Here is a 26321-nt window from a genome sequence, read left to right as displayed (position 1 = left end):
CATTTAAAAAAATGCGAGTTTTTTCGGCTTGTTAGAGTGCCGTTTTTCTTGCGGAAAGGCGGCACTTTTATGAAAATTAAATATGAGTTTGCGGACGGAGATGTGGAAGTTGATGTTCCTAATGAATGGGCGAGTATTCTCGTGGAACTGGACAGACTGGAGAGGAATAATGATAAGAAGGAAAGACGCAGGCACTATTCGCTTGATGCGTGTGTATATGAAGGAATTGTTTATGCGTCGGAGGACAAAAATCTTACGGCAATTTTTGAAACAGACAGTAAGTCCAGAAGATTAACAGAAGCGATAAAACATCTTTCGGATAAGCAGAAGTCCCTTATACAGGCTGTATATTTTGATGGAATGTCTGTAAGTGATTATGCGAAACATATGGGGATAAGTCAGTCGGCAGTATCACAGCAGTTAAAAACAATTTATAAAAAGCTGAAAAAGTTTTTATAAAAAACCTTATATTTCAGTCTTTTTGTGTCCGTATAGTGAAGGGTATTAAAAAATCAGCCTTTCGGAAAGGACGTTTAACTATGAAACATACATTAACAATCAGTGTTTCAAAGAAACCGAGAGCAGACAGTATTGTGAATTTCCGTAGTATATCCATAAGAGAGAAATTTCTGCGTCTTTTGTTTGGCATACCGTGTAAGATGACAATACTTGTTCCGGGTGACAGTGTAGAGAAACTTTCGATATGTGAGGTGAACAAGGAGGGGAGAGGATGAGCAGAACAAAACTTTTGCTTGATGTTGTAAGCGATATGCGTTCGCTTGCGGACAGCTTGGAAACTATGGCAAATGCCGTTGCAGGCAATGACGGCATATCAAAGGAAAAACAAGCTGATAAGCCGAGCGTTACACATGAAATGCTGCGTGAACTTGCGGTTAAACTGTCACGAAATGGTAAGCGTGAGAAAATAAAACAGCTTATTGAAAAATACAGAGTAAAGAATATTACCGCTGTTGCAGAGTCAGACCTTGATTCATTTTATGCAGATTTACAGAAGATGGAGGTATCTTGATATGCCGCCGTTAAATCACGCTGTACTTTCTGCGTCATCGGCATATCGTTGGCTGGAATGTCCGCCGTCGGCACTGGCAACAGCAGATATTCTGGACGAAACAACAATATATGCACAGGAAGGTTCGGCAGCTCATGAAATGGCGGAATATAAAATAAGATGGCATTTAGGTGAAAAAGACCTTGCACCTCCGAATATCGGAAACTTCAATGCAGAAGAAATCGACAGGTATACAGACAGCTATGCGTATTATGCGACAGATAAAATTGAAACAATAAGAAAAATCTGTCCCGATGCAATAGTTATGGTAGAACAAAGACTTGACTTTTCAAATTATGTTAAGGACGGCTTTGGTACGGGTGACCTTGTTATAGTTGCAGATGATGTACTGCAGGTTATAGATTTTAAGTACGGCAAAGGCGTGACGGTAATGGCAGAGAATAATCCGCAGATGATGTTGTATGCTTTGGGCGCACTTAATCTTTACGGTTATCTGTATGACATCAAGACAGTGAAAACAGCTATTGTTCAGCCAAGACTTGATAATATTTCCGAATGGGAGATTTCTGTTGATGAACTTTTGGACTGGGCGGAGAATACACTGAAACCGATAGCCGAACTTGCCGCAAAAGGCGAGGGCGAATTTAAAGCGGGAAGTCATTGCCGATTCTGCAAATTAAGAGCTGTATGCAGAAAACGTGCAGAACTTATGCTTGAAACTGCAGAATATGAGTTTAAAGAACCTGCGGAACTTAATGACGATGAAATATTGCACATACTGACGATAGCGGACAACCTGTCAAAATGGGCAGAAGATGTATATTCTTATGCACAGGCGAAAGCTATAAATGAGGGGAAAAGCTGGAGCGGATTTAAAATAGTCGAGGGACGTTCCAAACGACAGTATACAGACGAAAACAAGATTGCAGAGGTTTGCCGAAATAACGGTTATACCATGTCGCAGATATATAAAAGCACACTCATAGGTATAACTGATATGGAAAAGCTTATGGGCAGAAAAATTTTTAAAGAACTGCTCGGTGACTATATCATAAAACCTAAAGGCAGACTGACACTTGTACCGGAAACGGATAAGAGAGAAGAAGTACATACATTGGGTGAGTTTAGAAAGGAATTTTAATATGGCACATTTAGTAACGGGTAAGGTCAGATTGTCATATGAACATATATGGGAGCCTGCATCTATTAATGAAAGTGATGAAAAGTACAGTGTTTCTTTGATTATACCAAAGTCTGATACAAAGACGATAAAGGATATTCAAAACGCAGTCGAACAGGCAAAACAGGACGGTAAAGCAAAGTTCGGAGGGAGAATACCTGCAAATTTGAAACTGCCTCTTCGTGACGGTGATATTGAACGCCCTGATGATGAGGCATATAAAGACTGTTATTTTATAAACTGCAATTCAAAAGATAAACCGCAGATTGTGGATAAGAATGTACAGCCTATTTTAGACCGAAATGAGGTTTACAGCGGATGTTATGCAAGAGTGTCAATTTCTCTTTATCCGTTTAATACAAACGGAAATAAAGGAATTGCGTGTGGGCTTGGCAATATACAGAAGATTGCAGACGGAGAACCGCTTGGCGGACGTACCAGAGCAGAGGACGATTTTGAAGCATATGACGAGGAAGATGATTTCTTAAATTAAAAGGAAGATTATTATGCAGAAAATATCAATCGACATTGAAACATTTTCTGACGTAGACCTTATAAGGTGCGGAGTATATAAGTATGCGGACTCTCCTGATTTTGAGATGTTACTGTTTGCATATGCTGCTGATGACGGTGATGTTCATATAATTGACATTGCAGGCAGTGAAGAACTTCCGGAGGAAATAATACAAGCGATAAAATTAGATACCGTTGTGAAAACGGCATATAACGCACAATTTGAGCGTGTGTGTCTGTCAAGGTATCTTAAACTTCCCGAGGGAGAATATCTTAATCCGCAGTCTTGGTACTGTACAGCGGTGCAGGCTGCGGAACTGGCACTGCCTTTGTCGCTTGCCGATGTCGGAAGTGTACTCGGATTAGAGAGGCAGAAGATGACGGAGGGCAAGGAGTTAATTAAGTATTTCTGTGTACCGTGCAAGCCGACAAAATCAAACGGAAACCGTACTCGAAACAGACCGTGTCACGATATAAATAAATGGGAAACATTCAAAAAATACTGTATGCGTGATGTAGACGTTGAACGTCAGATTGCTGATAAACTTAAGATGTATCCTATAAGTGATGAGGAACATCGGCTATATGTTCTCGACCAAATAATAAATGACAGAGGGGTATTAGTTGATAGTGAATTGGCGGAACAGGCAGTAAAGCTTAATTCAATACAAACGGCTGTGGCGGTTGAACAGGCATATATGATAACAGGACTTGAAAATCCTAATTCAGTAACACAGTTAAAACAGTGGCTCAAGGAAAACGGTGTAGAAATTGAAAGTCTGTCAAAAAAGGCTGTTAAAAGTCTGGCAGATGAAACAGACGGAGATGTCAGCGAAATGCTGAAACTCCGTCTGCTTATGGCAAAAACGTCTGTTAAGAAATATGAGGCTGTAATACGCAGTGTGTGCAGAGATAACCGTGTACACGGAATGATGCGTTTCTGCGGTGCAAACAGAACGGGAAGATGGTCCGGCAACATTCTGCAGCCGCAAAACCTGCCTCAGAACCATCTGCCGGACTTAACACTTGCAAGGGATATTGTAAAGGACGGAGATTTTGAGATGCTTGACATGATGTTCGGAAATGTGCCGAATGTCCTATCGGAGCTTATAAGAACCGTCCTCATTCCGAAACCAAACCATAGATTTATCGTTGCAGATTTCTCGGCTATTGAGGCTCGTGTGCTTGCTTGGATAGCAGGAGAGCAGTGGAGAATAGATACATTTAAAAACGGCGGTGATATTTACTGTGCGTCCGCAAGCAAGATGTTTAAAGTGCCGGTGGAGAAACACGGAGTAAACGGCGAACTACGTCAAAAAGGTAAAATATCCGAACTTGCCTGCGGTTACGGAGGCTCAGTCGGCGCATTAAAGAATATGGGTGCTGTTGAGATGGGAGTGCAGGAGAATGAACTTCAGGGCTTGATTAACGATTGGAGAAATGCCAATCCGCGTATTGTACGTTTTTGGTACGAAGTCGGCAATGCGGCAATGAAAGCCACAAAAGAAAAAACAACCGTTCCGTTAGGAAAACTTGTGTTTGCGTATGAACGGGGGATATTATTCATACGTCTGCCGAGCGGAAGACGGCTGTCATATATAAAACCTCGAATCGGTACAAATAGGTTCGGCGGTGACAGCATTACGTATATGGGGATAAACTCCGCAAAGAAGTGGGACAGACTTGAAACTTTCGGAGGTAAGCTGACAGAGAATATCGTACAAGGAACTGCAAGAGATTTGCTTGCAAATGCACTGATAAATGCGGCAAATGCAGGATATGATACTGTTTTTCACGTTCATGATGAAATTATATGCGAAGTTCCGAACGGTTACGGTTCGGTTGACGAACTGTGTCGGCTGATGTGTATAAAACCCGATTGGGCTGACGGACTTCCGCTTAATGCTGACGGGTTTGAATGTGAGTATTATAAAAAGGAATAACAAAAAAGCAAAAGAAAATAAATTTAAAGGGGTACGATTATGAAAATAAGATGTTTGGATAAAAAAGACTGTTTTGCTAATGTTGACGGATATTGTATTTGCTTAACGAATAATGATTTCGGAGGAAGAAGATGTTCGTTTTATAAAACAAAAACGAAAGCCGCAGCAGAACGCAAAAAAGTTGAGAAACGATTAAAACGAAAGGGAAAAACGGGATTAATAGACATGTATAACGGGAGGGGACAATGAAAATATCTGTCGGGAACAGCCGTACATCAAGAGCGTGGAAGATTAAAGAATTTTCATGGGAGAAATTTGTTCAGAAGTGTTCTCAGACAATACGAACGGCTGAAACGGTGCAGGAATATCGCAAACTTCCCAAAGGTCAGCAGGATAATATCAAAGATGTGGGCGGATTTGTCGGAGGTGAACTTCGTAGCGGTCTAAGAAGAAAAGATACTGTGATTAACCGATGTCTGCTCACTCTTGATGCGGATTACGCAGACGAGGACTTTTGGGAGCAGATTGAACTGTTCTTTAATTTCAAATGCCTGATATATTCCACACACAAGCATACTACACAAACACCGAGATTCAGACTTATTATCCCTCTGTCACGTCCTGTTACGGCAGATGAATATACGGCGGTTGCACGCAGAATAGCGGCAGATATAGGTATAGAACAGTTTGACGATACAACGTATCAGCCGCATAGACTTATGTATTGGCCTTCAACTTCTTCCGACGGTGAGTTTGTATTTCAGCACCGTGACGGTGAAGCAATAGATGCGGACGCAGTGCTTGCACGTTATAAAGACTGGCATGATACTTCTGAATATCCTGTTTCGTCAAGGCAGAAAAAAATTGTATCACACGCATTAAAGAAACAGGCAGACCCTCTGACAAAGCAGGGAATAGTAGGTGCATTTTGCCGTGCATATACGATACAGGACGCAATAAGCACATTCCTTTCAGATGTATACGAACCAAGCAGTCTGAACGGTCGTTATGATTATATCCCCGCCGATTCCTCAGCGGGAGTGATAGTGTATAATGACAAGTTTGCATACTCTCATCACGCAACAGACCCTGCCTGCGGTAAGCTGTGCAACAGCTTTGATTTGGTGCGGATACATAAGTTTTCATATCTTGACAAAGATGAAACCGACAGTGAGAAATCAGCCTCATTTAAAGCAATGACGGACTTTGCAATGCAGGACGGCAGAGTTAAAGAACAGACACTGACGGATAAGGAAAAGGCTGTGTATGAGGAGTTTTCTGTGATTGACGGCAATGACGATACATCTTGGCATAAGTATTTGTCGGTGAATAAGCACGGTGACGTAGAGAACAGCATACAAAACCTCACGATAATACTTCAGAACGATCCGAAACTAAAAGGAATAGTTTTTAACGAACTGTCGGACTGTATAGAAATTAACGGTGATGTACCTTGGCAGCACCCGTCTAAGTATTGGCGGGACGCTGATGACGCACAGCTGCTTACATATCTTACATACAGCTACGGTAAATTCACAAGAGTGAATTATGATGTGGCACTTGCAAAAGTTGTTGATGACCGTTCGTTCCATCCGATACGGCAGTATCTTGACGGTCTGCCGAAGTGGGATAAGCAGAAACGTGTAGATACGCTTTTAACGGATTACCTTGGTGCAGAGGACAATCCATACACTCGTGCGGTTATCCGTAAAACACTATGCGGAGCGGTAGCAAGAGTAATGGTGCCGGGAATAAAGTTTGACACTATGCTTGTACTGTCGGGACCGCAGGGGATTGGGAAAAGCACGATTATATCCAAGCTGTGCGGTGAGTGGTTTAACGATTCGCTTTTATTATCCGATACGAAGGATAAGACGGCGGCGGAGAAGCTACAGGGATTTTGGATTTTAGAGATAGGCGAGCTTGCAGGACTTAAGAAAACTGAGATTGAAACACTGCGCGGCTTTATATCAAGGCAGAACGATGTGTTCCGTGCGTCCTTCGGTCGCAGAGCGACGCCGCATTTAAGACAGTGTATTTTCATAGGCACAACGAATGCGGAACACGGGTATCTGCGTGATACTACGGGAAACCGCCGTTTTTTCCCTGTTAAGGTGTCCGGTAATTCCAAGAAAAAGCCGTGGCAGTTATCACAGAATGATATAGATCAAATTTGGGCGGAGGTGCTTGTGTATTACAAGCGGGGCGAACCGCTTATTCTTGATGAGCAGACGGAGAAACTTGCTAAGAAACTTCAGCGTGAGGCTATGGAAACAGACGAACGTGAGGGTATGGTGCGTGAATACCTTGAAACATTGCTGCCTGTAAATTGGAATGAAATGTCCTTGTATGAACGTCGGAATTTTCTTGACGGAAGTGAATTCGGAGAGGTGAATATTAAAGGGGAAATAAAGCGTCAGAAGGTATGCAATATGGAAATATGGTGTGAATGTTTCGGTAAGGCGAAAGCGGATTTGAAAAGGATTGACGCAAATGCCATATCTGCCATTATGGCAAAAATAGAGGGCTGGCAGAAGATGAGCAAAAAGAGCCGTTTCGGAATTTACGGAGCGGCAGCAGGTTACGAAAGGACAGAGGTATAGACTTCTATACCTGTTTTGTGTTCCGATGTAACCGAAAAGTTCCGTAAAAAAGCTTGGTTCGGAACACTCGAAAACGGCATAAAACCTATATAAATTAAAGGTAATGTTCCGATGTTACTATAAAAGTCATATAGACTATATTTTATATTTAATAAAATATATATTCGTATATATACGCGCGAGAGATTTTGGTAACGGAAGGAACAAAGCACGGAAATATGGAGGGAAAATGCGTGAAAGGGAAATAGAGAAAAGGCTCAAAAATGCAGTAAAGATGAGGGGCGGACTGGCTTTGAAGTTTGTATCTCCGAATTTTAACGGCGTTCCGGACAGGCTGTTATTGTTGCCGGAGGGAAAGGCAGCATTTGCGGAACTGAAAGCAACAGGACGGAAAATGAGGAGTCTGCAAATAAAGCGAAAAAGGCAATTAGAAGCATTAGGGTTTTTGGTGTATTGCATTGACGGCATAGAGCAAATCGGAGGTGTGCTTGATGAAATTGAACAGAGATGATTTGCATGAGTTTCAGAATTACGGTGTTGACTTTATAATCAATAAACCGATTTCGGCGCTGATGCTCGAATGCGGTCTTGGGAAAACAATAACCACGCTTACCGCTGTCAGTGATTTGATGTATGACTATTTTGAGATTTCAAAGGTGCTTATAATAGCGCCTTTAAGAGTCGGCTTGACCGTATGGAAACAGGAATGCGATAAATGGGAACAGCTAAAATACCTCAGATGCTCAATCGCTATCGGCAGTGTGTCTGAAAGGGAAAAAGCACTTCAAGCAGATGCAGACATATATATCATAAACCGCGAGAATGTGGAATGGCTTGTAAAGAATTATCCGTTTGATTTTGATATGGTGGTCGTTGATGAGTTGAGTTCGTTCAAGTCGCATCAGTCAAAACGGTTTCGTGCTTTGCGGAAGGTAAGACCGAAACTTGATAGGATTGTCGGGTTAACGGGAACGCCCGCGCCTAACGGTCTGATGGATTTATGGGCGGAGATAAACCTGCTTGATATGGGAGAGAGGCTTGGAAGATATATAACTCGGTATCGTGATGAGTATTTCAAGCCGGATAAGCGTAACGGAGCAATCGTGTATTCATATAAGCCATTGCCTGATGCAGAGGAGAGGATATACGGGAAAATATCCGACATCTGTGTTTCGATGAAAGCAGCGGATTATCTTGAAATGCCGGAGAGGGTTGATAATATCGTCGAAGTAGGTATGAGCGATAAGGAAACGGCAATGTATAAACGGCTTGAAAAGGAGATGATATTGCCGTTTGCCGATGGTGATATTGACGCGGTAAATGCGGCGAGTCTTAGCAACAAACTCCTTCAGCTTGCCAACGGAGCTGTCTATGACGAGAACGGAAAGGTCAAGAAAATACATAGCCGTAAGCTTGACGCTTTAGAGGACTTAATCGAAGCGGCAAACGGAAAGCCTGTGCTTGTGTATTACAGCTACAAGCACGACAGGGATAGGATTTCAGAGCGGTTCAATGCTCGTGAGATAAAGGACGATAAGGATATATCGGAATGGAATACAGGAAAGATACAGCTTGCCATAGCACATCCGGCAAGCTGCGGTCACGGTCTTAATCTGCAAAGCGGAGGCAGCACGATTGTATGGTTTGGACTGACTTGGAGTCTGGAACTGTACCAACAGGCAAACGCACGGCTTTACAGGCAGGGACAGAAAAACACAGTGGTGGTTCATCACATCATTACCAAAGGCACGGTTGATGAAAAGGTGATGACAGCCTTAAAGAATAAAGATATAGGACAGGCTTCTTTGATGGAAGCTATAAAATGGCACTGCAAAGATGTGCAGACGAACGAAGTTCGGCTTTTGCGTAGCAAAAGTGCTGAGCAAAGGATAGAGGAGGTAAGGGATTGATGACGGCAAAGGAATACTTAAATCAGCTTATCACAATGGATAACGCGATTAACAGGAAACAGCAGCGTCTTGCGACACTTCGAGATGTGGCAATGAACACAACTCCGAACTATGTTGACGAGGCTGTTCAGCGTACACGGGAGAAAAATCCTCTTGAGAATATAACGTCAAAGATAGTTGACCTCGACCGTGAAATTGATGAGAACATTGACGCACTTGTCGATTTCAAAGCGGAGGTATGGGAGCAGCTTGACAAAATACCCGATGAAAGGTATGTGAGGGTTTTATGGCTCAGATATGCTGAACAGAGGACTTGGGGGTTTATAGCAAACTGTATGAATTTCACCTCAAGGTATGTGCGGAAATTACATATACAGGCGCTTGAAGAGTTGGATAAGGTAATCGAAAATAAAAAAGACCACCCTTGTTCCACCTAATAACCACCTGAGTTCCTCTTGATGACCACCTTTAAGTGTGGTATAGTTATAATCGCGAGAGAAGAATATGAAACGAGGGCGTTCCGAATGGAGCGTCCTTTTTTTCGCGGGAAGGAGAGGCTATGCCATACAGACCAAAGAAACCGTGCAGACATCCCGGCTGTGCGAAACTCACTGACGGAAGATACTGCGAGGAACATATATCTCTCCATCCGGAAGTTACACGCTCGGCAGCCAAGCGAGGCTATGACAGCAAGTGGCGGAAGGAAAGCAAAGTTTATCTTAGAGAACATCCTCTGTGTGAGATTTGTAAGAGGAACGGAAAGTACGTTCAAGCTACGGTGGTTGACCATATAAAACCACACAGAGGTGATTCCAAACTATTCTGGGATAAGAGTAACTGGCGGAGTTTGTGCAAACCTTGTCACGATAAAAAGACGGGTAAAGAGGACAGCCGACCGACATACAGGTATTAAGCATCGTAGTTGATGTAGCTAAATGAAGGTGTGAATAATAAAACTAAAAATATAGTTCTAAAATTCCTCTATATATATCTATTTGAAAAGAGTAATATAGAGGAATTTTAGAACGTTGGCAGTTAAAAAATTTACAATATGGGTGTTATTTGTTTTTTAACTTAGAAACATAGCTGGGATCAATATCCAAAAGTTTGGCTATATCTTTATTACGCATCCCGTCTTTAGACATTGTTTTTATGGTAGATTCCAATTCTGCCTTGGTTCGTGGTGCAGAAAACTGTGATTGGGTTATAGCATTGCCATCTGGATAGTTAGTAATCTCAACATTCAGAATTTCATTTCCAATGACTTTTTGAACGCGTACTGATCTGTCATCTGCTTCAAATTTTGTTTTGTTTGCAGGTTGTTGTAACAGCTTTAGTATTTGATCATCAATACTTTTGGGAATCTTTTTTGATGTGGGTATTAACTTCTTCTTTGGCATAGAAAAAACCTCCTTTCTTAAATTGTAAATCTATTATAACACACAAATTCATTTTTGTCAATAAATTCATTGAAAAAAATGAATTAAATTATTAGCGGTGATAATCCCGAAACAACAAATAATTGGGTATTATATGGGTAAACTCCCCCAAGGGGCGGTCATAATCTTAAAAAAATGGGTGAGCGTAGACCGCCGCCCCCTCAAACGCAAATTTTCGCAAAATTAGGAGGGCGGGGGATATGCGGCAGACCGAAAATATATCGCAAATACAGACGGTGTCAGTGTTTGCAGAAAATATAATATCGGTTAAAGGTATGAGTGATAAAAACATATAAAAGCGTTGGAAAATCTGATAGGTATGCGGATTTTTAACGCTTTTTTCGTTTTTACCGAAATAAAAAAAATATATGTTTTTTAGTGTTTTTTATGTTTTTTGAAGGTAGTGAGGTTATGGACAAGAAAATTCAAGACAAAATTTCTCAGTTACGGTTAAAAGGGTTAGGCTATAAGGCGATAGCTGCAAAGCTGGGGTTAAGCAGGGACACAGTTCGTCATTACTGCCGGAAGAATAATCTGGCCGGATACGCTGATGCGGTAAAACTAAATCATGGGGAAATGCTGGATAACGGAATAATATGCCAGAATTGTAGCGCAGTATTAAAACAGCCGGAGCATGGCAAGAAAAAACGGTTCTGTTCCGATAAGTGCCGTTTGGAATGGTGGAGTAAGAACTATGAACTGCATAACTTCGGTTCGGAAAAGGTATACAGCTTTATATGCAGAGGCTGTGGTAAGAAGTTCACAAGTTACAGCAATAAAAGCAGGAAATACTGCTCACACGAATGTTATATAAAACACAGATTTGGAGGTCAATAATTCACTTTGTGAGTTGTAGCATAGAAAGCTGAAAGCTTTCGTAGCGTAGGAGGTAAGGGTAATGATTGAACATATAGAACCGAAAGCAACGGCAGACGGAGTTGCAGTGTATTGTGCTCATGATAAAATTGTCGATACGGACAGCTTGGTAGGCAATCCGAGAAATCCGAACAAGCACCCTAAAGAACAGATAACCGCATTGGCTAAAATCATAAAACGTCAAGGCTGGAGACATCCGATTGTAGTGTCAAACCGTTCCGGATTTGTGGTAAAAGGTCACGGAAGACTTCTTGCTGCAAAAGAAATCGGAGCAAAGCAAGTTCCCGTTGATTTTCAGGATTATGAAAGTGAAGCTTCGGAATATGCTGACCTTATGGCAGATAATAAAATACAGGAGTTTTCAGAACTTGATATGAAAATGTCTGCTGATATTTTACAAGATATAAAGGACAGTGGTGACATTGAACTTGAGATGTCTGCATTTACGGAAGAAGCACTTAATGAACTTCTCGCCAAATCGCAAGAGGGTGAAGTTAAAGAAGATGATGTAGATTTGACACCTCCGGAAAATCCGGTGTCTGAACAAGGTGATATATGGCTTTTGGGAAAACACAGATTAATATGCGGTGACAGTACCAAAGCGGAAACATATGAAAACTTGATGAATGGTAAGAAAGCAAATCTTGTTGTAACAGACCCGCCGTATAATGTTGCATACGAGGGTACGGCAGGTACTATTCAAAATGACAGCATGGAGGACGGAAAGTTTTATGAATTTCTGTTTTCAGCTTTTAAGTGTATGTATGATGTTTGTGCGGATGGTGCAAGTATTTATGTTTTTCATGCCGATAAGGAAAGTATAAATTTCAGAACTGCATTTCGTGATGCCGGATTTTTCTGTCATCAAACGTGTATATGGGTGAAAAATACACCCGTGCTCGGCAGATGTGATTATCAGTATTGTCATGAGCCTATACTTGTCGGATGGAAACCTACCGCCGGACATAAGTGGTACTCTGACAGAAAACAAAGAACGGTATGGAATTTTGACAAGCCGAAGAAATCAGAACTTCATCCGACAACAAAACCAATACCGCTTGTGGCATATCCGATACAAAATTCAAGTGCAGTCAATTCAGTTATTCTTGAACCGTTCGGCGGTAGCGGAAGTACATTGATTGCGTGCGAACAGACTGACCGTATATGTTATGCGATTGAGATTGATGAAAAGTTTGTAGATGTAATTGTAAGACGTTATGTGGATTTTAAAGAAAATTCAGATGACGTTTTTTTATTGCGTAACGGTGAAAAAATTCCGTACAGTGAGGTATTGACGAATGAGTAATTTAACACTTGGCTCATTATTTGACGGCAGCGGAGGTTTTCCTCTTGCCGGAATGATGGCTGGAATTACACCTATATGGGCGAGCGAAATCGAGCCGTTTCCTATTCGGGTTACTACCAAGCGTATACCGCAGATGAAACACTACGGGGATATTTCAAAAATGAACGGCGGAAAGATTGAGTCGGTTGATATAATTACATTCGGAAGCCCTTGTCAAAACTTGTCTTTGGCGGGAAAACGTGAAGGGCTAAACGGTGAAAAATCATCAATGTTTTTTGAGGCAATTCGGGTTATAAAGGAAATGAGGGAGAGTACAAATGGAGAATATCCGAGATGGATTGTGTGGGAGAATGTGCCGGGAGCAATGTCAAGCTCAAAAGGACAGGATTTTAGGACAGTCCTTGAAGAAATCTGCAAAATCAAAGATGAAACCGTACATATTCCTATGCCTGAGAAGAAATGGACAACAGCCGGAGAAATTGTGGGAAATGATTATTCCGTTGCCTATCGAATACTCGATGCGCAATACTTCGGAGTCCCTCAAAGACGCAGAAGAATCTTTCTTGTCGCAGATTTTGCAGGAGAATGTGCCGGAAAATTATTATTTGAGTCAGAGAGCGTGTTCGGGAATTTTAAGAAGAGCCTCTGCTCGTGGCAAGGAACTGCCGGAACTGCTGAAACGGGCATACACAAATAAAGGCTGTACTTTTTGTTATAGTAATGGTATTGATAAAGTCCTCATATAACGGTAATATGTGTACAACAAAAAGATAAACAGACCGAGAAAACGGAGGAAAACAAAATGCTAAAATTAAAGAAACTTTACAGCCTTATCAACCGAAACGCAACAATGAAATTGGTTAATGAAAAACATACAGACGTTTATTTCTGCGGAACAGTTAAAGATATTCCTGACCAATATGATTTATGGAAAGTAGTTGACCTTTTTGAACTAAACAGCTATGAATATGAGATTATGATTACAGAAAAATAAGAAAATACAATTTTTAAACCGCCTTAAATGGCGGTTTTTTGTATGAAAATTTTTAATGACAAGAAATTTATACGAATGGAGGTGATACGCTTGGCACAGAGGGGCAGAAAGCCGAAACCAACGGCAGTAAAACAGCTTGAGGGTAATCCAGGCAAGAGACAGTTAAACGCAAATGAGCCGAAACCTGCGGCTCGTGTACCGTCTTGTCCGAAATGGCTTGAAGATGATGCGAAAAAGGAATGGAGACGTCTTGCGAAACAGATGGAACAGCTCGGTATTCTAACAGAAGTTGATATGGCGGCTTTTGCGGGATATTGCCAAGCTTATGCACGTTGGAAAGAAGCAGAAGAATTTATATCAAGACACGGTGCTATTGTCAAAACTCCGAGCGGATATTGGCAGCAAGTGCCGCAGGTATCTATTGCTCAGCAGTATATGAAACAGATGAGCAAGTTCTGTGAACAGTTCGGTCTTACTCCTGCGTCAAGGTCAAGAATTGTAACAGACAGAGGCAATGACAGCAGTGATGACGCAATGGAACAGCTTCTTTCATTGGGCGGAGAGAAAAAGTAATGTATGACGAAAATAAAGCAAAACGTGCAGTTACATTTATAAATGCACTTAAACATACAAAAGGCAAATGGCGGGGTGTGCCTTTTGAATTGCTGCCGTGGCAGGATAAAATAATAAATGATGTGTTCGGTACGGTAAAGGAGAACGGATACAGACAATACAACACAGCATATGTTGAAATACCGAAGAAGATGGGTAAGTCAGAACTTGCAGCAGGAGTGGCGCTGTATCTTACATGCGGTGACGGTGAATGGGGTGCAGAAGTATACGGCTGTGCAAGTGACCGTCAGCAGGCAAGTATTGTGTTTGATGTGGCGGTGGATATGGTCGAACAATGTCCTGCTTTGAAAAAGAGAATTAAGCCTGTTATGTCAGTAAAAAGACTTGTGTATAAACCGACTAATTCATATTATCAAGTGCTGTCGAGCGAGGCTTTTACAAAACACGGTCTTAATGTTCACGGCGTAATATTTGATGAACTGCATTCACAGCCGAACCGTGAATTGTTTGATGTAATGACAAAAGGTTCAGGTGATGCACGAACACAGCCACTGTTCTTTCTTATAACTACTGCCGGAACAGACCGAAACAGCATATGTTTTGAACAGCACCAAAAGGCAGTTGACATTTTGGAAGGCAGAAAAATCGATCCGACATTTTATCCTGTTATATACGGAATAGAAGATACAGATGACTGGACAGATGAACGTAATTGGTATAAAGCAAATCCCTCGCTCGGACATACAGTTGACGTTGAAAAAGTCCGTGCCGCATTTTTGTCGGCAAAGGAAAATCCGGCTGAGGAAAATCTGTTCAGACAGCTCCGACTTAATCAGTGGGTTAAGCAGTCAACAAGATGGATGCAGATGGAGAAATGGGATGCGTGTGATGAAGTAATAAATCTTGATACACTTATCGGAAGGGAATGCTATGCAGGTCTTGACCTTTCAACAACACTTGACCTTACCACATTTGTTTTGGTGTTCCCTCCGAGAAACGATACAGAAAAATATATAATTGTTCCGTATTTTTGGATACCGGAAGAAAATCTTCGTCAGCGTGTCCGACGTGACCATGTTCCGTATGATGTATGGAAAGCAAACGGATTTATACGAACAACAGAGGGGAATGTAGTTGACTACCGAAGAATTGAAGCTGACATAAAGGATATTGCAAGCAAGTACGTTGTGCGTGAAATAGCGTATGACAGATATAATGCAACACAGATAATTCTTAATTTGCAGGATGAAGGCTTGACGATGATACCTTTCGGACAAGGCTTTAAGGATATGTCACCGCCGACCAAGGAACTTTACTCGCTTGTTCTGAAAGAAAAGATTATACATAACAACCATCCTGTACTTAGATGGAATTTTGATAATGTATGTGTAGAAACAGACTCGGCAGAAAATATTAAGCTTTCCAAGAAACACAGCACCGAGCGGATTGACGGCGCTGTTGCAAGCGTTATGGCGCTTGACAGAGCATTCCGTAACGGCGGACAGCAGGGAAGTGTTTATGACAGCAGGGGTATTATTGTATTTTAAGGTTTATATTGACATAGCTATATTCTTGATGTAGAATGAGTTATTATGAATACAGAAAGGAAATGGTTTGATGTATAAATATGAAACAACAGTGGATATTTATAATGACAAATTTGGGGTGCCAGATGTATATAAGATATGTTTAATGCCCAATACAGAATTTGAAATTTTAAAGTGCAGATATACCTATATTAAGAAAGCTGGATTAGATAGTTATTTTTTGATAAGTTATTATACACAGGAGGATAATCTAAATAAAGCTGAGAAAATAATAAAAGATTCTTTAAATCTTATTATCTTTCTTACAAATGTACCTTTTTCAAGTGAAGGGATTCGTAAATGTGAAGTTAATTTGATACCTAATATTAGGAATAATAGAAGTGCAAAAAAGGTAAAGGCAATTGCGTTGTTAAATGAGGAACTATCCCAAATTAGAAAAAAAAGAGGAATGTTTGAGAATTGCATGAAATTATATGCGACAGGAGTACAATTTTTGTATACTGATAGTTTTTTAGAAGAGTCCTTCATGTGCTTTTTTAAAATTGTTGAGATAATAGCGAAAGATGAGTATCGATTATCAAATAATCGTAATTGTAAAAGGAATTCAAAATCTATAATATTGAATATGCTACCTAAAGTATTGAGTTGTTATGGTGTAATGTATCCTGAAAATAAATTAGATGAATTGGCTGGAGAGATATCAAATAAGATATATACAAAAGTTTTTGATGAGATATATGCAAAAATAGCATGGACATGTACACACTATGGGATCAGATATGATTTTAAAATGCTCAAAGAAATGGTAAAAAGCAGGAATACATTCGCACATGGAGAAAATGCAAATATGGATTTGGACAAATGCGGGAAAGTGTTGGATTTAGCCAAAAAATTTGTTAATAAAAAATTTTTTGATGAAAAGCATATGCCTGAATTAACAACTGAAAAAACACCTATTATGTAGAGGTGTTTTTTTTATGGGAGGAAATATGGGGATTATAAAATCAATATTCAAACCAAGAGACAAGCCTAAAAATCATACGGGAGACAGTATCGGCGGAGGACGTTCATTTCCTTTCGGGCGAACGTGGTCGGGAAAATCTGTGACGGAACGGTCGGCTATGCAGACAACAGCAGTATATGCGTGTGTTCGTATCATATCGGAAACGGTAGCAAGTCTGCCGATTCATCTTTATGAATACACGGACAGCGGAAAAGAGCGAGCCCTTACGCATCCGCTGTACAGACTTCTGCATGATATACCCAATCCCGAAATGAACAGTTTTATAATGCGTGAGGTTATGATGTCACATCTGCTTTTGTGGGGGAATTCGTATTCACAGATTATCCGAAACGGTAAAGGCGAGGTTACGGCGCTGTATCCGCTTATGCCGGAAAAGATGCGTATAGACAGAGGTGCGGACACAAAAATATATTACACATATAACAGTGATAAGCAGGGAACATTTGTATTTCGCAAAGATGAAATTCTGCATATAGTCGGACTGGGATTTGACGGACTTGTGGGATACTCACCGATTGCTATGGCTAAGAATGCGATAGGACTTTCTATTGCTGCCGAAGAATACGGCTCAAGCTTTTTCTCAAACAGCGGTACACCAAGCGGAGTTTTGGAACATCCGGGAGTTTTGAAAGAGCCTGAAAAAGTTCGTGACGCATGGAATGACGCATACGGCGGAAGTTCAAATGCACACAAGGTTGCAGTGTTGGAAGAAGGAATGAAATTCAATCCGATTTCGATAAATCCTCATGAGGCACAGTTTCTCGAAACAAGAAAATTTCAGGTGAATGAAATATGCAGAATATTTCGTGTTCCTCCGCATATGATTGCCGATTTGGAAAAATCAAGTTTTAACAATATAGAACAGCAGTCGCTTGATTTTGTAACGAATACAATCCGGCCGTGGCTTGTGAGGATAGAGCAGACAATATTTCAGCAGCTTCTGACAGAAGAAGAACAGAAGAAATACTTCGTAAAATTCAATGTTGACGGACTTCTGCGAGGGGATTTTAAAAGCCGTATGAGCGGATATGCTATCGGCAGACAGAATGGGTGGTACAGTGCAAACGATATAAGGGAATTGGAGGATATGAATAAAATACCTAAAGAACTTGGCGGTGACAGATATTTGTGTAACGGCAATATGGTTGATATAAATAATGCCGGAAATTACAACAGCGGGGGTGAAAGTGAAAATGAGTAAATTTTGGAGGTTCAAGACTGTTAAAAACAAAATAGACGAAGAAAATGAAAGCACAGAAAATGTGCTTTTTTTAAATGGCGTAATTGCGGAAGAAAGCTGGTACAGCGATGATGTAACACCGAAAATGTTCCGTGATGAACTTAATCGGTACGACGGTGATATTACGGTATGGATAAACAGTCCGGGCGGTGACTGTTTTGCGGCAAGTGAAATATATACGGCTCTGAAAGAACATAACGGCAAAATCACAGTTAAAATAAACGGCATTGCAGCAAGTGCGGCGTCTGTAATTGCAATGGCTGGGGATATGGTTGAGATGTCTCCTACATCGATGATTATGATACATAATCCTTCAATGATGCTTTACGGACAGGCATCTGAACTTGAACAAGGTATTGATTTTCTTAACGAAGTAAAGGAATCAATTATAAATGCTTATCAGATAAAGACCGGACTGTCACGAAGTAAACTGTCACATTTGATGGACGGAGAAACATGGATGAATGCACATTCGGCACATGATATGGGGTTCTGCGACAAAATCCTATACGGCAGTGATGACAGCACTGATAATCAAAATATGATTTTTGACAAAACAACAATGGTGACCAATACCATTGCCGCAATGCGCAAGAAACTTAAGCCGATAGTCAAGCCGGAAGACTCCAAGTATTGTATTCCGTCAGAACAGTTTGAAACAAGATTAAATTTATTGAAATAATGGGGGTAATATAAATGGCGTCAATAACTGATTTAAGACAAAAAAGGGCAGCATTATGGGAAAAGAGAAAGAAATTTCTTGATAATGCAAAACGAGAAAACGATATGCTTTCGGCAGAGGACGTGGAAACATATGAAAAAATGGAGAGTGAAATTGTTGCTCTCGGCAAGGAGATAGACATTTTAGAACGTCAGGCAGAGATGGAAAAAAGACTGAATTCTCCTGTTAATACACCCGTTCTTGAAACACCTAAAACGAACGGTAATACAAAAACGGGCAGAGCAAGTGACGAATATAAGCAGGCATTTTGGAAGCTTATGAAGAATAATCAGCTGTCATATTCGGTGCATGATACATTGCAGATTGGTACTGACAGTGACGGCGGATATCTTGTCCCGGACGAATACGAGGCAGTTCTTATTGACAAACTTGCCGATGAAAACATTATGCGAGGATTAACTACAATCATAACAAGTGCAAACGGTGATAAAAAGATTCCGGTAGTTGCATCTCACGGTGAGGCTGTGTGGACAGATGAAGGTTCGGAATACACTGAAAGCGATGATGAGTTCGGAACTGTATCTCTTGGAGCTCATAAGCTAAGTACGATTATAAAAGTATCGGAAGAACTGCTCAATGACTCCGCATTTAATCTTGAAACATACATATCATCGGAATTTGCAAGAAGAATGGGTGCGGCAGAGGAATTGGCATTTATCAACGGCAACGGTACAGGAAAACCGACAGGTGTGTTAAATACGGCTGAAGTAGGGGTTACGTCTGCTGCGTCAAACGCAATTACGACAGATGAAATAATTGACCTATATCACAGTCTTAGAACACCGTATCGAAAGAATGCCGTATTTATGTCAAGCGACAGTACAATAAAGGCTATAAGAAAACTTAAAGACAGTAACGGTCAGTATTTATGGCAGCCGGGTCTGCAGGCGGGACAGCCGGATACAATTCTTAACCGTCCGATACATACTTCTGCATATATGCCTGAGATAGAGTCCGGCAATAAGATATTGCTGTTTGGTGATTTATCATATTATTGGGTGGCTGACAGACAAGGACGTTCATTCCAAAGATTGAATGAACTTTTTGCAAAGAACGGACAAGTCGGTTTCCGTGTATTCCAAAGATTGGACGGAAAGCTGATATTGCCTGAATCGGTTAAAACTGTTCAGATGAAATAATAGGAGGGTAAAATGAAAATAAAGATAACAACTTCATGCTCGGGTTTGACTTTCAGTTTTTCTGAAGGTCAAACTGTTGATGTTGACAAGAAAATAGGCGAAGATTTGGTTCAGTGCGGATTTGCGGAAGAAGTAAGGGACACTAAAACAACAAGAAGGGACACTAAATCTAAAACAGTGCAGTCTAAAACGGAGGAAGAGGAAAGTGCTGACGATTGAAGAGGCTAAACAGTATCTGCATTTGGATTCTGACGCAGAGGACGACTATCTCCGAATACTCATTCTCTTAGCAGGAGAAATGTGCGAAAATTATACACGTCTTGCAATGCCTGACGAACTACCGGAAAGCTATAAACAAGCTATGCTAGTGTGTATAGGATATTTCTTTGAACAGCGTGACGGAAATAAAAACGGTGTACCGAGTATATTTTATACATTGCTGAGACCATACAGAAAGGCGGCATTTTAATGGACTTTTCAAAACTGCGTCATCGGGCTATATTTTTGAAACCGCTTGATAAAAGATTAAATTCAATGAATGAAAATGTGCCTGTGTGGATTCCGTTCAAACCTAAGTTAAGCGGTGACATTACTGCCGCTGAAACTTCTGTGTATGTACTGACCGATAACAAAGGCAACGCATTATGGAAATCGGCAGGCGGCGGACAGCTGTATTCACATCAGCTTTCTTTGAATGAGTATGCCGTATGGGCAAATGTTTCTCCGATGTCGGGACGTGAGTACGAGGAGTCACAAAAACTGCGTGCAGAAACCACATACAAAATTACAACAAGGTATTTTCCGAATATAACCGAGGATATGAAAATCATGTTCGGACTAAAGGTTCTTGATATTGTTTCTGTTCTTAACATAGGCGAAAACAATACGGAATTGCAGATTGTTGCAAAAGAGAAAGACCGAAATGGCAAGGAATATTGATGTATTCGGATTTGACGAACTTGAAAAAGCTATGAAGCAATGCGAGAAGAATTATCCGAGTCAGGCAGACGCATTCCTTATGGCAGAAGGACGTGCTGTAAATAAGAGAACAAAATCACTTACACCGGTAAGGACAAAGAAGCTCCGAAACTCATGGAGAACGAAAAAAGTAAAACTGTATAAGGGCGGTAAAGTAAGAGTAGTGAGAGTTCAGTCAACAGCACCTCATGCACATCTTGTTGAACTCGGTCACAAGATTGTAAGCGGCGGCAGAACTCGGGAAAGAGGCAGAAAACTTAATCGTGTACAGCGTTCTGCAATAGGCATTAAATCCGGCGGATATGTACAAGGTGATTTTATGCTTGAAAAATCAATGTCGGAGGCACAGGCAAAATTCAACTCGGGTGCAGAAAAACTGCTTGATAAAATAACAAAAGATATACAAATGTAGGAGGACAGATGATTACAGAAAAAGATATACAGACACGAACTGCGGAAATCCTTGCGGATGCCGGATTTAACGTAGTTGCATCAGAAGTAGATGAGGGATTTTTAAAACCGGCAGTGTTTGTTTCTGCGTATCCTTCGGATGTACAGCCTCAGTGCTGCGGCGGTGCACTTGAGGAACTTACTGTTTCGGTAGAATTAAAATATATATCGGCTCTTGAAACTGTGGAGGACTGTATAGGTGCTTATAGCAGGATTAAAGAGCTTTTTTTGTACCCGACTTTCGATATTATGGACAGACATCTGACTATTCATGAAATGAATTTTGAAATTGAAAAGGGTGCAATGTATGTGTATTTTGATATAAATTTCATTCAGGCTGTGGATAAAACAGAAAAGTATGATGAAATGAGCGAACTTGTGATACGGGGGGATAAAAATGGGGTTACCTGAAATTTTAATTGAATTTAAGACGAAGGCACAGACTGCAGTAACACGAAGTCAGAACGGAATTGTAGCGGTTATTCTTGAAGATTCAACCAAAGTCGGAGATGAAAATTTAAGTTATACATATAACTATGAAGCCGATATTGTGAAATCAGACTGGACAACGACAAATCTTGACTACTTGAATAAAATATTTCTCGGCAAACCGAAACGAGTGCTTGTGGAAAGAGCGGAAACAGGCGAGGACTTCAAAAAGTCATATAACGCCGCCTTGGCACGCCTTAGAAATAAGTCTTGGAACTGGCTGACGTTTCCGGGATTGGAACCGCATAAAGATTTGACGGAAGAACTGCAGAATTGGATTATTGCACAGAGAGCGGCAAAAAAGACATTCAAAGCGGTTTTGCCTTGTTCTGCGGCAAATAATGAGGGCATTGTTAACTTTTCCTCGAGCGGTATCAAAGTAGGAGCAAAGACATATTCGGCATATGAATATTGTGCAAGAATTGCAGGCTTGCTTGCCGGACTGTCAATGACAGAGAGTGCGACATATCAAGTTCTTTCGGAAATTGACTCTATAACGGAGAGCCTTACTCCCGATGAAGATATAGACGAAGGTAAGTTTATACTTATCAATGACGGCGAAAAAGTAAAAGTCGCACGAGGTGTAAATTCGCTACACATCTTAAGCGGTGACAAGACCGAAGATATGAAGAAAATCAAAATTATTGAGGGTATGGACTTAATGCGTGACGATATTCGTTCTGCATTTGAGAATAACTATATCGGAATTAATAACAGCTATGACAATAAGGTTATGTTTGTAGCTGCTATTAATCAGTATTTTGACGGACTTGTAAGAGAAGGCGTACTGTACGGCGATGCGGAAAATACAGCGGATATAGATGTTAATGCACAGCGTGACTGGCTTGCACAAAAATATGATATATCCGAGTACAGTGATGAACAGATTCGTAAGGCAAAGACGGGCAGTTATGTCTTTGTAACGGCGGATGTAACATTCTGTGATGCAATAGAGGATTTGAAATTTTCTATAAATATGGAGTAAGGGAGGCAGTAAACAATGGCAGGAGAAAGAAAGCTTCCCGCTGTCGGAAAAGTAATCAGCGGTACGCACGGCTATTTTTGGTGGAACAACAGTATTTGTTATGAAATAACTTCATTTGAAGCAAAAATCAAAACAAACCGTGAAACGATAAACTTTTCGGGGCAAATGTGGGACGACAGTAAACTGATGGGTGTGTCCGGTACTTGGACAGCGAAAATAAAGAAGATTTATTCAAGAGGCAAAACGTATGCGGAGAAACTCTCGGCGGGTATTGATGAGCGATTGTCGCTTATATCAAAATTGGAGGACCCCGATAACGGCGGTACAGAAAGAGTACAGCTTATGTCATGCTGGCTTGATGAACTTACACTTCAGGCATTTGAGAACGGAAAAATTACCGAAGATGAATTTTCGGGCGGATTTGTCGGATTTAAGTATCTTGATACAATCGCTGACCCGTGTGTATAAAAATAATGATGGGGACACTAAAAAATGACGGCTATACAGCTGTTTTTTATTAAGAAAAAAAAGGAAGGAACACTAAAATGAATAAGGCTACAAAATTAACATTAGCAGAACTTTTACGACGTAAGGAGCAGATGATTGCGTCAAAGAAAATTAAAAAGACAATGGATTTATATATTAAGTCCATTGATTCGGTTATAACGATTGAAGAACCGGACGGAGCACTTTGCCGTGATGCAAATGATATGGAGGCGGGCGAGGGTGATAAATATATGTGCTATGAATGTATTAAAGAACCTGACCTTAAGTCGAAGGAAGTACAGGACGCATTCGGCTGTGCAGTACCTATGGATATTATTGAAATTATATTTGCACCGGGAGAAATACCGCAGATTGCGATTGAGTGTATGAAACTTGCCGGATATATGGGCGGTGTGGAAGCTGTAAAAAACTAATACAGACGGACGGTGACCTGCAGCTTATTCATTTCTATCTTCAAAAGGGATTTGATTGGGACAGGCTTGCAAGGTTATCACTGTCTGAAAAAATATTTTTAAAGGCGAGTATGGAACTTGCTGTGGAAGAGGAGACGGAGAAGTATAAGGCGTTATTGGGGAGTGGGTGACGTAAAATTTGGCTCGTAATATAGGTGCAACTTTAAGCCTTAACAACGGTAATTTTTTCGTCAATATGAAGTCCGCTGTCAATGCGAGCAATAACCTTAGAAACAGTTTAAACGGTACAACGTCGGGAATGAAAAACTTCGGAAATCAGTCTTCCGGAGTAGGCGGGGTTATAACCTCGTTGGCATCTAAGGCGGCAGTAGTCGTAGGAGCGTTTGTCGGTGTACGTCAAGCGATTGACTTCGGCAAAGATGTAGTGAATACCGGCAGAGAGTTTGAACAGGGAATGGCAAACGTATCCGCAATCTCGGGGGCAACAGGTGCAGAACTGACCGCACTTTCCGAGAAAGCAAAGAAAATGGGTGCTAAAACCAAATTTTCTGCAATAGAAGCGTCAGAGGCTATGTCATATATGGGTATGGCAGGCTGGAATTCATCGCAGATGATTGACGGTATTGCGGGAATAATGAACCTTGCCGCTGCGAGCGGTGAGGAATTAGCCGGTGTATCTGATATTGTAACCGATGCCTTGACCGCTTTCGGACTGAAAGCAAGTGACAGCGGTGAGTTCGCTGATGTTTTGGCGGTTGCATCGTCAAAGTCAAATACAAATGTATCTTTGCTCGGCGAGTCCTTTAAAAATGTTGCGGCAACTGCGGGTGCAATGGGATATTCAATGAAAGATACCACCACAGCACTCGGTCTGATGGCAAATGCCGGAGTTAAAGGTTCGGACGCAGGTACTTCTCTGAGAGGTGTTATGACAAGGTTGGCTAAACCTACCAAAGAAGTAGATGCGGCTATGTCGGCTTTGGGAATTTCTGCAGTAAATACGGACGGCAGTATGAAACCTTTATCGGTGCTTATTCCCGAACTTCAGACACGCTTCTCAACACTTACCGATGCTCAAAAAGGTCAGTATGCAACAATGATTGCCGGAAAAAATGCACTGTCGGGATTTCTGTCAATCGTGAATGCAAGTCCTGATGATTTTTACTCATTGTCTGACGCTATAAATAATTCGGAAGGTGCGGCTTTAAAGATGGCTGACACTATGAATGACACTGTAAGCGGTAAACTCACACTTTTAAAGTCGCAGTTCGAGGGTGTGAAAATTGCGATATTTGATGCACTCGGTTCATCGCAGTTTAAAGGCGTTCTTCAGTCTATGTCTGACGGACTCGGTGCATTAACTCCCGCTATTTCCTATGTTACTGTTGCAATAGGAAACGGATTATTTTCTGCAATTCAGACAATTTATAATACTGCAAGCACGGTATTTAACGCTGTAAAGAATGCAATTCAAAATAATCAGCCGGCAATAGAACGACTTCATAATGCGTTTGATAATGTCAGGAACAGCATTGTAAACGCATTCAGCGGAAACGGTACTGAATTAATTCAGACACTTGCAAATGTAGTAGTACCGAATTTGTGCAATTCACTTGTGGCAGTGATGAATATTGCTTCGGGTGTAATATCCGTTGCAAGCACACTTTCACCTGTGATTGCCGGAATTGCCGGAGCGGTAACCGCATATAAAATTGCTGTTGCGGCTGCAAATGTAGTCGAGGGGATAAGAAACGGACTAATTGCATTTTCTGCTGTCATGACAGGAACGCAGGCGGCTGCTTTTGCACCGCTTACAACTGCGACTATCGCTCAAATTGCCGCAACTCAGGCACTTAATGTGGTGACGGGAGTGTTCGGTGCAATAATGACGTTTGTCACATCACCGATAGGTCTTGTTGTTATTGCTATCGGTGCGGTTATTGCGGTGGGTGTTCTGCTCTTTAAACATTGGGACAAGGTAAAGGAAACAGCAAAAAATCTTTGGAACGGTATAAAGAATGTGTTCAACGGGATAAAAGATACAGTTTCAAATGCTTGGGGTAAAGTCAAGGAAACTGCAGCAAATGTTTGGGACGGTATTAAAAATACGGTATCAACAAAACTGAATAACATCAAGAATTCCTATCAGGAACACGGCGGAGGAATAAAAGGTGCAGTCGCCGGTACTATGACAGCAATAAAAGAATATTACAAGACCGGATATGATGCAATAAACTCTCTCACGGGCGGAAAACTCGGACAGGTTGTCGAGGGTGTAAAAACAAAACTTTCTCCTATGCTGAATGCTGTCAAAGAAAAATTATCAGGCATAAAAGATGTATTTGGCAGTGCCTTTTCAAAAGCCTTTGAATTTGTGAGAAATTCATATAATGAAGGTGCTTTGAAACCAATAGTGGATAAATGCATAAGTGCATTTAAC

At 41.0% G+C, this 26321-nt stretch carries 31 protein-coding genes and 1 pseudogene; 31 read left to right on the top strand and 1 reads right to left on the bottom strand.

The window, feature by feature from the left end; genetic code table 11:
* The first annotated feature begins 69 nt into the window (after positions 1-69).
* From ACLTU0_RS03215 to ACLTU0_RS03160, 12 genes are all read left to right on the top strand, one after another.
* On the top strand, positions 70-459 hold the full coding sequence (locus ACLTU0_RS03215; protein WP_412321378.1) for a sigma-70 family RNA polymerase sigma factor: 390 nt from the start codon (positions 70-72) through the stop codon (positions 457-459).
* 80 nt (positions 460-539) lie between these two features.
* Positions 540-734 (top strand): hypothetical protein, encoded by a 195-nt coding sequence (locus ACLTU0_RS03210; RefSeq protein ID WP_117968740.1) that lies wholly within the window; start codon positions 540-542, stop codon positions 732-734.
* A complete protein-coding gene (locus ACLTU0_RS03205) occupies positions 731-1030 on the top strand; it encodes a hypothetical protein (RefSeq protein WP_412321377.1) in 300 nt (99 codons plus the stop codon). The genes ACLTU0_RS03210 and ACLTU0_RS03205 overlap by 4 nt, the downstream gene beginning before the upstream one ends.
* A 1-nt stretch (position 1031) precedes the next feature.
* Complete coding sequence (locus ACLTU0_RS03200; protein ID WP_412321376.1) at positions 1032-2171, top strand: DUF2800 domain-containing protein; 1140 nt, start codon at positions 1032-1034, stop codon at positions 2169-2171.
* Between the two features lies 1 nt (position 2172).
* A complete protein-coding gene (locus ACLTU0_RS03195) occupies positions 2173-2703 on the top strand; it encodes a DUF2815 family protein (RefSeq protein ID WP_412321375.1) in 531 nt (176 codons plus the stop codon).
* Between the two features lie 13 nt (positions 2704-2716).
* A complete protein-coding gene (locus ACLTU0_RS03190) occupies positions 2717-4666 on the top strand; it encodes a DNA polymerase (protein ID WP_412321374.1) in 1950 nt (649 codons plus the stop codon).
* A gap of 39 nt (positions 4667-4705) precedes the next feature.
* Positions 4706-4915, top strand: a complete 210-nt coding sequence (locus ACLTU0_RS03185; RefSeq protein WP_412321373.1) for a hypothetical protein — start codon at positions 4706-4708, stop codon at positions 4913-4915.
* The gene (locus ACLTU0_RS03180) at positions 4912-7269 is read left to right on the top strand and encodes a VapE domain-containing protein (protein ID WP_412321372.1); all 2358 of its coding nucleotides are present in this window, start codon (positions 4912-4914) and stop codon (positions 7267-7269) included. The genes ACLTU0_RS03185 and ACLTU0_RS03180 overlap by 4 nt, the downstream gene beginning before the upstream one ends.
* 229 nt (positions 7270-7498) lie before the next feature.
* On the top strand, positions 7499-7780 hold the full coding sequence (locus tag ACLTU0_RS03175; RefSeq protein WP_412321371.1) for a VRR-NUC domain-containing protein: 282 nt from the start codon (positions 7499-7501) through the stop codon (positions 7778-7780).
* Positions 7761-9179, top strand: coding sequence for an SNF2-related protein (locus ACLTU0_RS03170; protein WP_412321370.1), 1419 nt, complete (start codon positions 7761-7763; stop codon positions 9177-9179). Before ACLTU0_RS03175 ends, ACLTU0_RS03170 begins: the two co-directional genes overlap by 20 nt.
* On the top strand, positions 9179-9616 hold the full coding sequence (locus ACLTU0_RS03165) for a hypothetical protein (protein WP_412321369.1): 438 nt from the start codon (positions 9179-9181) through the stop codon (positions 9614-9616). Before ACLTU0_RS03170 ends, ACLTU0_RS03165 begins: the two co-directional genes overlap by 1 nt.
* Before the next feature lie 122 nt (positions 9617-9738).
* Positions 9739-10092, top strand: coding sequence for an HNH endonuclease (locus ACLTU0_RS03160; protein ID WP_412321368.1), 354 nt, complete (start codon positions 9739-9741; stop codon positions 10090-10092).
* A gap of 145 nt (positions 10093-10237) precedes the next feature.
* On the opposite strand, the gene ACLTU0_RS03155 is transcribed toward ACLTU0_RS03160, so the two are convergent.
* The gene (locus ACLTU0_RS03155; protein ID WP_412321367.1) at positions 10238-10579 is read right to left on the bottom strand and encodes a hypothetical protein; all 342 of its coding nucleotides are present in this window, start codon (positions 10577-10579) and stop codon (positions 10238-10240) included.
* Positions 10580-11029: 450 nt separating this feature from the next.
* Here ACLTU0_RS03155 and ACLTU0_RS03150 point away from each other — a divergent pair, with 450 nt between their 5' ends.
* From ACLTU0_RS03150 to ACLTU0_RS03060, 19 genes and pseudogenes are all read left to right on the top strand, one after another.
* A complete protein-coding gene (locus ACLTU0_RS03150) occupies positions 11030-11455 on the top strand; it encodes a helix-turn-helix domain-containing protein (protein ID WP_412321366.1) in 426 nt (141 codons plus the stop codon).
* A gap of 61 nt (positions 11456-11516) precedes the next feature.
* The gene (locus ACLTU0_RS03145; RefSeq protein ID WP_412321365.1) at positions 11517-12800 is read left to right on the top strand and encodes a site-specific DNA-methyltransferase; all 1284 of its coding nucleotides are present in this window, start codon (positions 11517-11519) and stop codon (positions 12798-12800) included.
* Positions 12793-13485: pseudogene (locus ACLTU0_RS03140) on the top strand (DNA cytosine methyltransferase); the annotation flags it as partial. The gene ACLTU0_RS03145 and the pseudogene ACLTU0_RS03140, both read left to right, overlap by 8 nt.
* 117 nt (positions 13486-13602) lie before the next feature.
* Positions 13603-13794: a hypothetical protein gene (locus ACLTU0_RS03135; RefSeq protein WP_022230280.1), complete on the top strand. Its 192-nt coding sequence runs from the start codon at positions 13603-13605 to the stop codon at positions 13792-13794.
* Between the two features lie 90 nt (positions 13795-13884).
* Positions 13885-14367 carry a phage terminase small subunit P27 family gene (locus ACLTU0_RS03130; RefSeq protein WP_412321385.1) on the top strand — a complete coding sequence of 161 codons (483 nt, stop codon included), beginning with the start codon at positions 13885-13887 and terminating at the stop codon, positions 14365-14367.
* Positions 14367-15914 carry a terminase large subunit gene (locus tag ACLTU0_RS03125; protein WP_412321364.1) on the top strand — a complete coding sequence of 516 codons (1548 nt, stop codon included), beginning with the start codon at positions 14367-14369 and terminating at the stop codon, positions 15912-15914. Before ACLTU0_RS03130 ends, ACLTU0_RS03125 begins: the two co-directional genes overlap by 1 nt.
* Positions 15915-15984: 70 nt before the next feature.
* Positions 15985-16878, top strand: coding sequence for a hypothetical protein (locus tag ACLTU0_RS03120; protein WP_412321363.1), 894 nt, complete (start codon positions 15985-15987; stop codon positions 16876-16878).
* 25 nt (positions 16879-16903) lie between these two features.
* Complete coding sequence (locus ACLTU0_RS03115) at positions 16904-18139, top strand: phage portal protein (RefSeq protein ID WP_412321362.1); 1236 nt, start codon at positions 16904-16906, stop codon at positions 18137-18139.
* On the top strand, positions 18132-18860 hold the full coding sequence (locus ACLTU0_RS03110) for a head maturation protease, ClpP-related (RefSeq protein ID WP_412321361.1): 729 nt from the start codon (positions 18132-18134) through the stop codon (positions 18858-18860). Before ACLTU0_RS03115 ends, ACLTU0_RS03110 begins: the two co-directional genes overlap by 8 nt.
* 14 nt (positions 18861-18874) lie before the next feature.
* Entirely contained in the window at positions 18875-20059 is a 1185-nt protein-coding gene (locus tag ACLTU0_RS03105) for a phage major capsid protein (RefSeq protein ID WP_412321360.1), read from the top strand.
* A 12-nt stretch (positions 20060-20071) separates the two neighbouring features.
* The gene (locus ACLTU0_RS03100) at positions 20072-20278 is read left to right on the top strand and encodes a hypothetical protein (RefSeq protein ID WP_412321359.1); all 207 of its coding nucleotides are present in this window, start codon (positions 20072-20074) and stop codon (positions 20276-20278) included.
* On the top strand, positions 20265-20528 hold the full coding sequence (locus tag ACLTU0_RS03095) for a head-tail connector protein (protein ID WP_412321358.1): 264 nt from the start codon (positions 20265-20267) through the stop codon (positions 20526-20528). The genes ACLTU0_RS03100 and ACLTU0_RS03095 overlap by 14 nt, the downstream gene beginning before the upstream one ends.
* Positions 20528-20998 carry a phage head closure protein gene (locus ACLTU0_RS03090; protein WP_412321357.1) on the top strand — a complete coding sequence of 157 codons (471 nt, stop codon included), beginning with the start codon at positions 20528-20530 and terminating at the stop codon, positions 20996-20998. The genes ACLTU0_RS03095 and ACLTU0_RS03090 overlap by 1 nt, the downstream gene beginning before the upstream one ends.
* Positions 20982-21449, top strand: coding sequence for an HK97 gp10 family phage protein (locus ACLTU0_RS03085; protein WP_147513779.1), 468 nt, complete (start codon positions 20982-20984; stop codon positions 21447-21449). The genes ACLTU0_RS03090 and ACLTU0_RS03085 overlap by 17 nt, the downstream gene beginning before the upstream one ends.
* Positions 21450-21457: 8 nt before the next feature.
* Entirely contained in the window at positions 21458-21898 is a 441-nt protein-coding gene (locus tag ACLTU0_RS03080) for a DUF6838 family protein (RefSeq protein ID WP_412321356.1), read from the top strand.
* A complete protein-coding gene (locus ACLTU0_RS03075) occupies positions 21885-22961 on the top strand; it encodes a phage tail sheath subtilisin-like domain-containing protein (RefSeq protein ID WP_412321355.1) in 1077 nt (358 codons plus the stop codon). The genes ACLTU0_RS03080 and ACLTU0_RS03075 overlap by 14 nt, the downstream gene beginning before the upstream one ends.
* A 15-nt stretch (positions 22962-22976) precedes the next feature.
* A complete protein-coding gene (locus ACLTU0_RS03070) occupies positions 22977-23429 on the top strand; it encodes a phage tail tube protein (protein ID WP_022228778.1) in 453 nt (150 codons plus the stop codon).
* A 77-nt stretch (positions 23430-23506) separates the two neighbouring features.
* The gene (locus ACLTU0_RS03065) at positions 23507-23881 is read left to right on the top strand and encodes a phage tail assembly chaperone (protein WP_412321354.1); all 375 of its coding nucleotides are present in this window, start codon (positions 23507-23509) and stop codon (positions 23879-23881) included.
* A gap of 178 nt (positions 23882-24059) precedes the next feature.
* The coding region (locus tag ACLTU0_RS03060; protein WP_412321353.1) for a phage tail tape measure protein at positions 24060-26321 on the top strand (2262 nt) is incomplete at its 3' end.

This window comes from Hominilimicola sp. (genome assembly GCF_046972485.1).
GTDB lineage: Bacteria > Bacillota > Clostridia > UBA1381 > UBA1381 > Hominilimicola > Hominilimicola fabiformis.
Note: the sequence above shows the minus strand (reverse complement) of the source record. Positions and strands in the feature narration are given on the sequence as shown.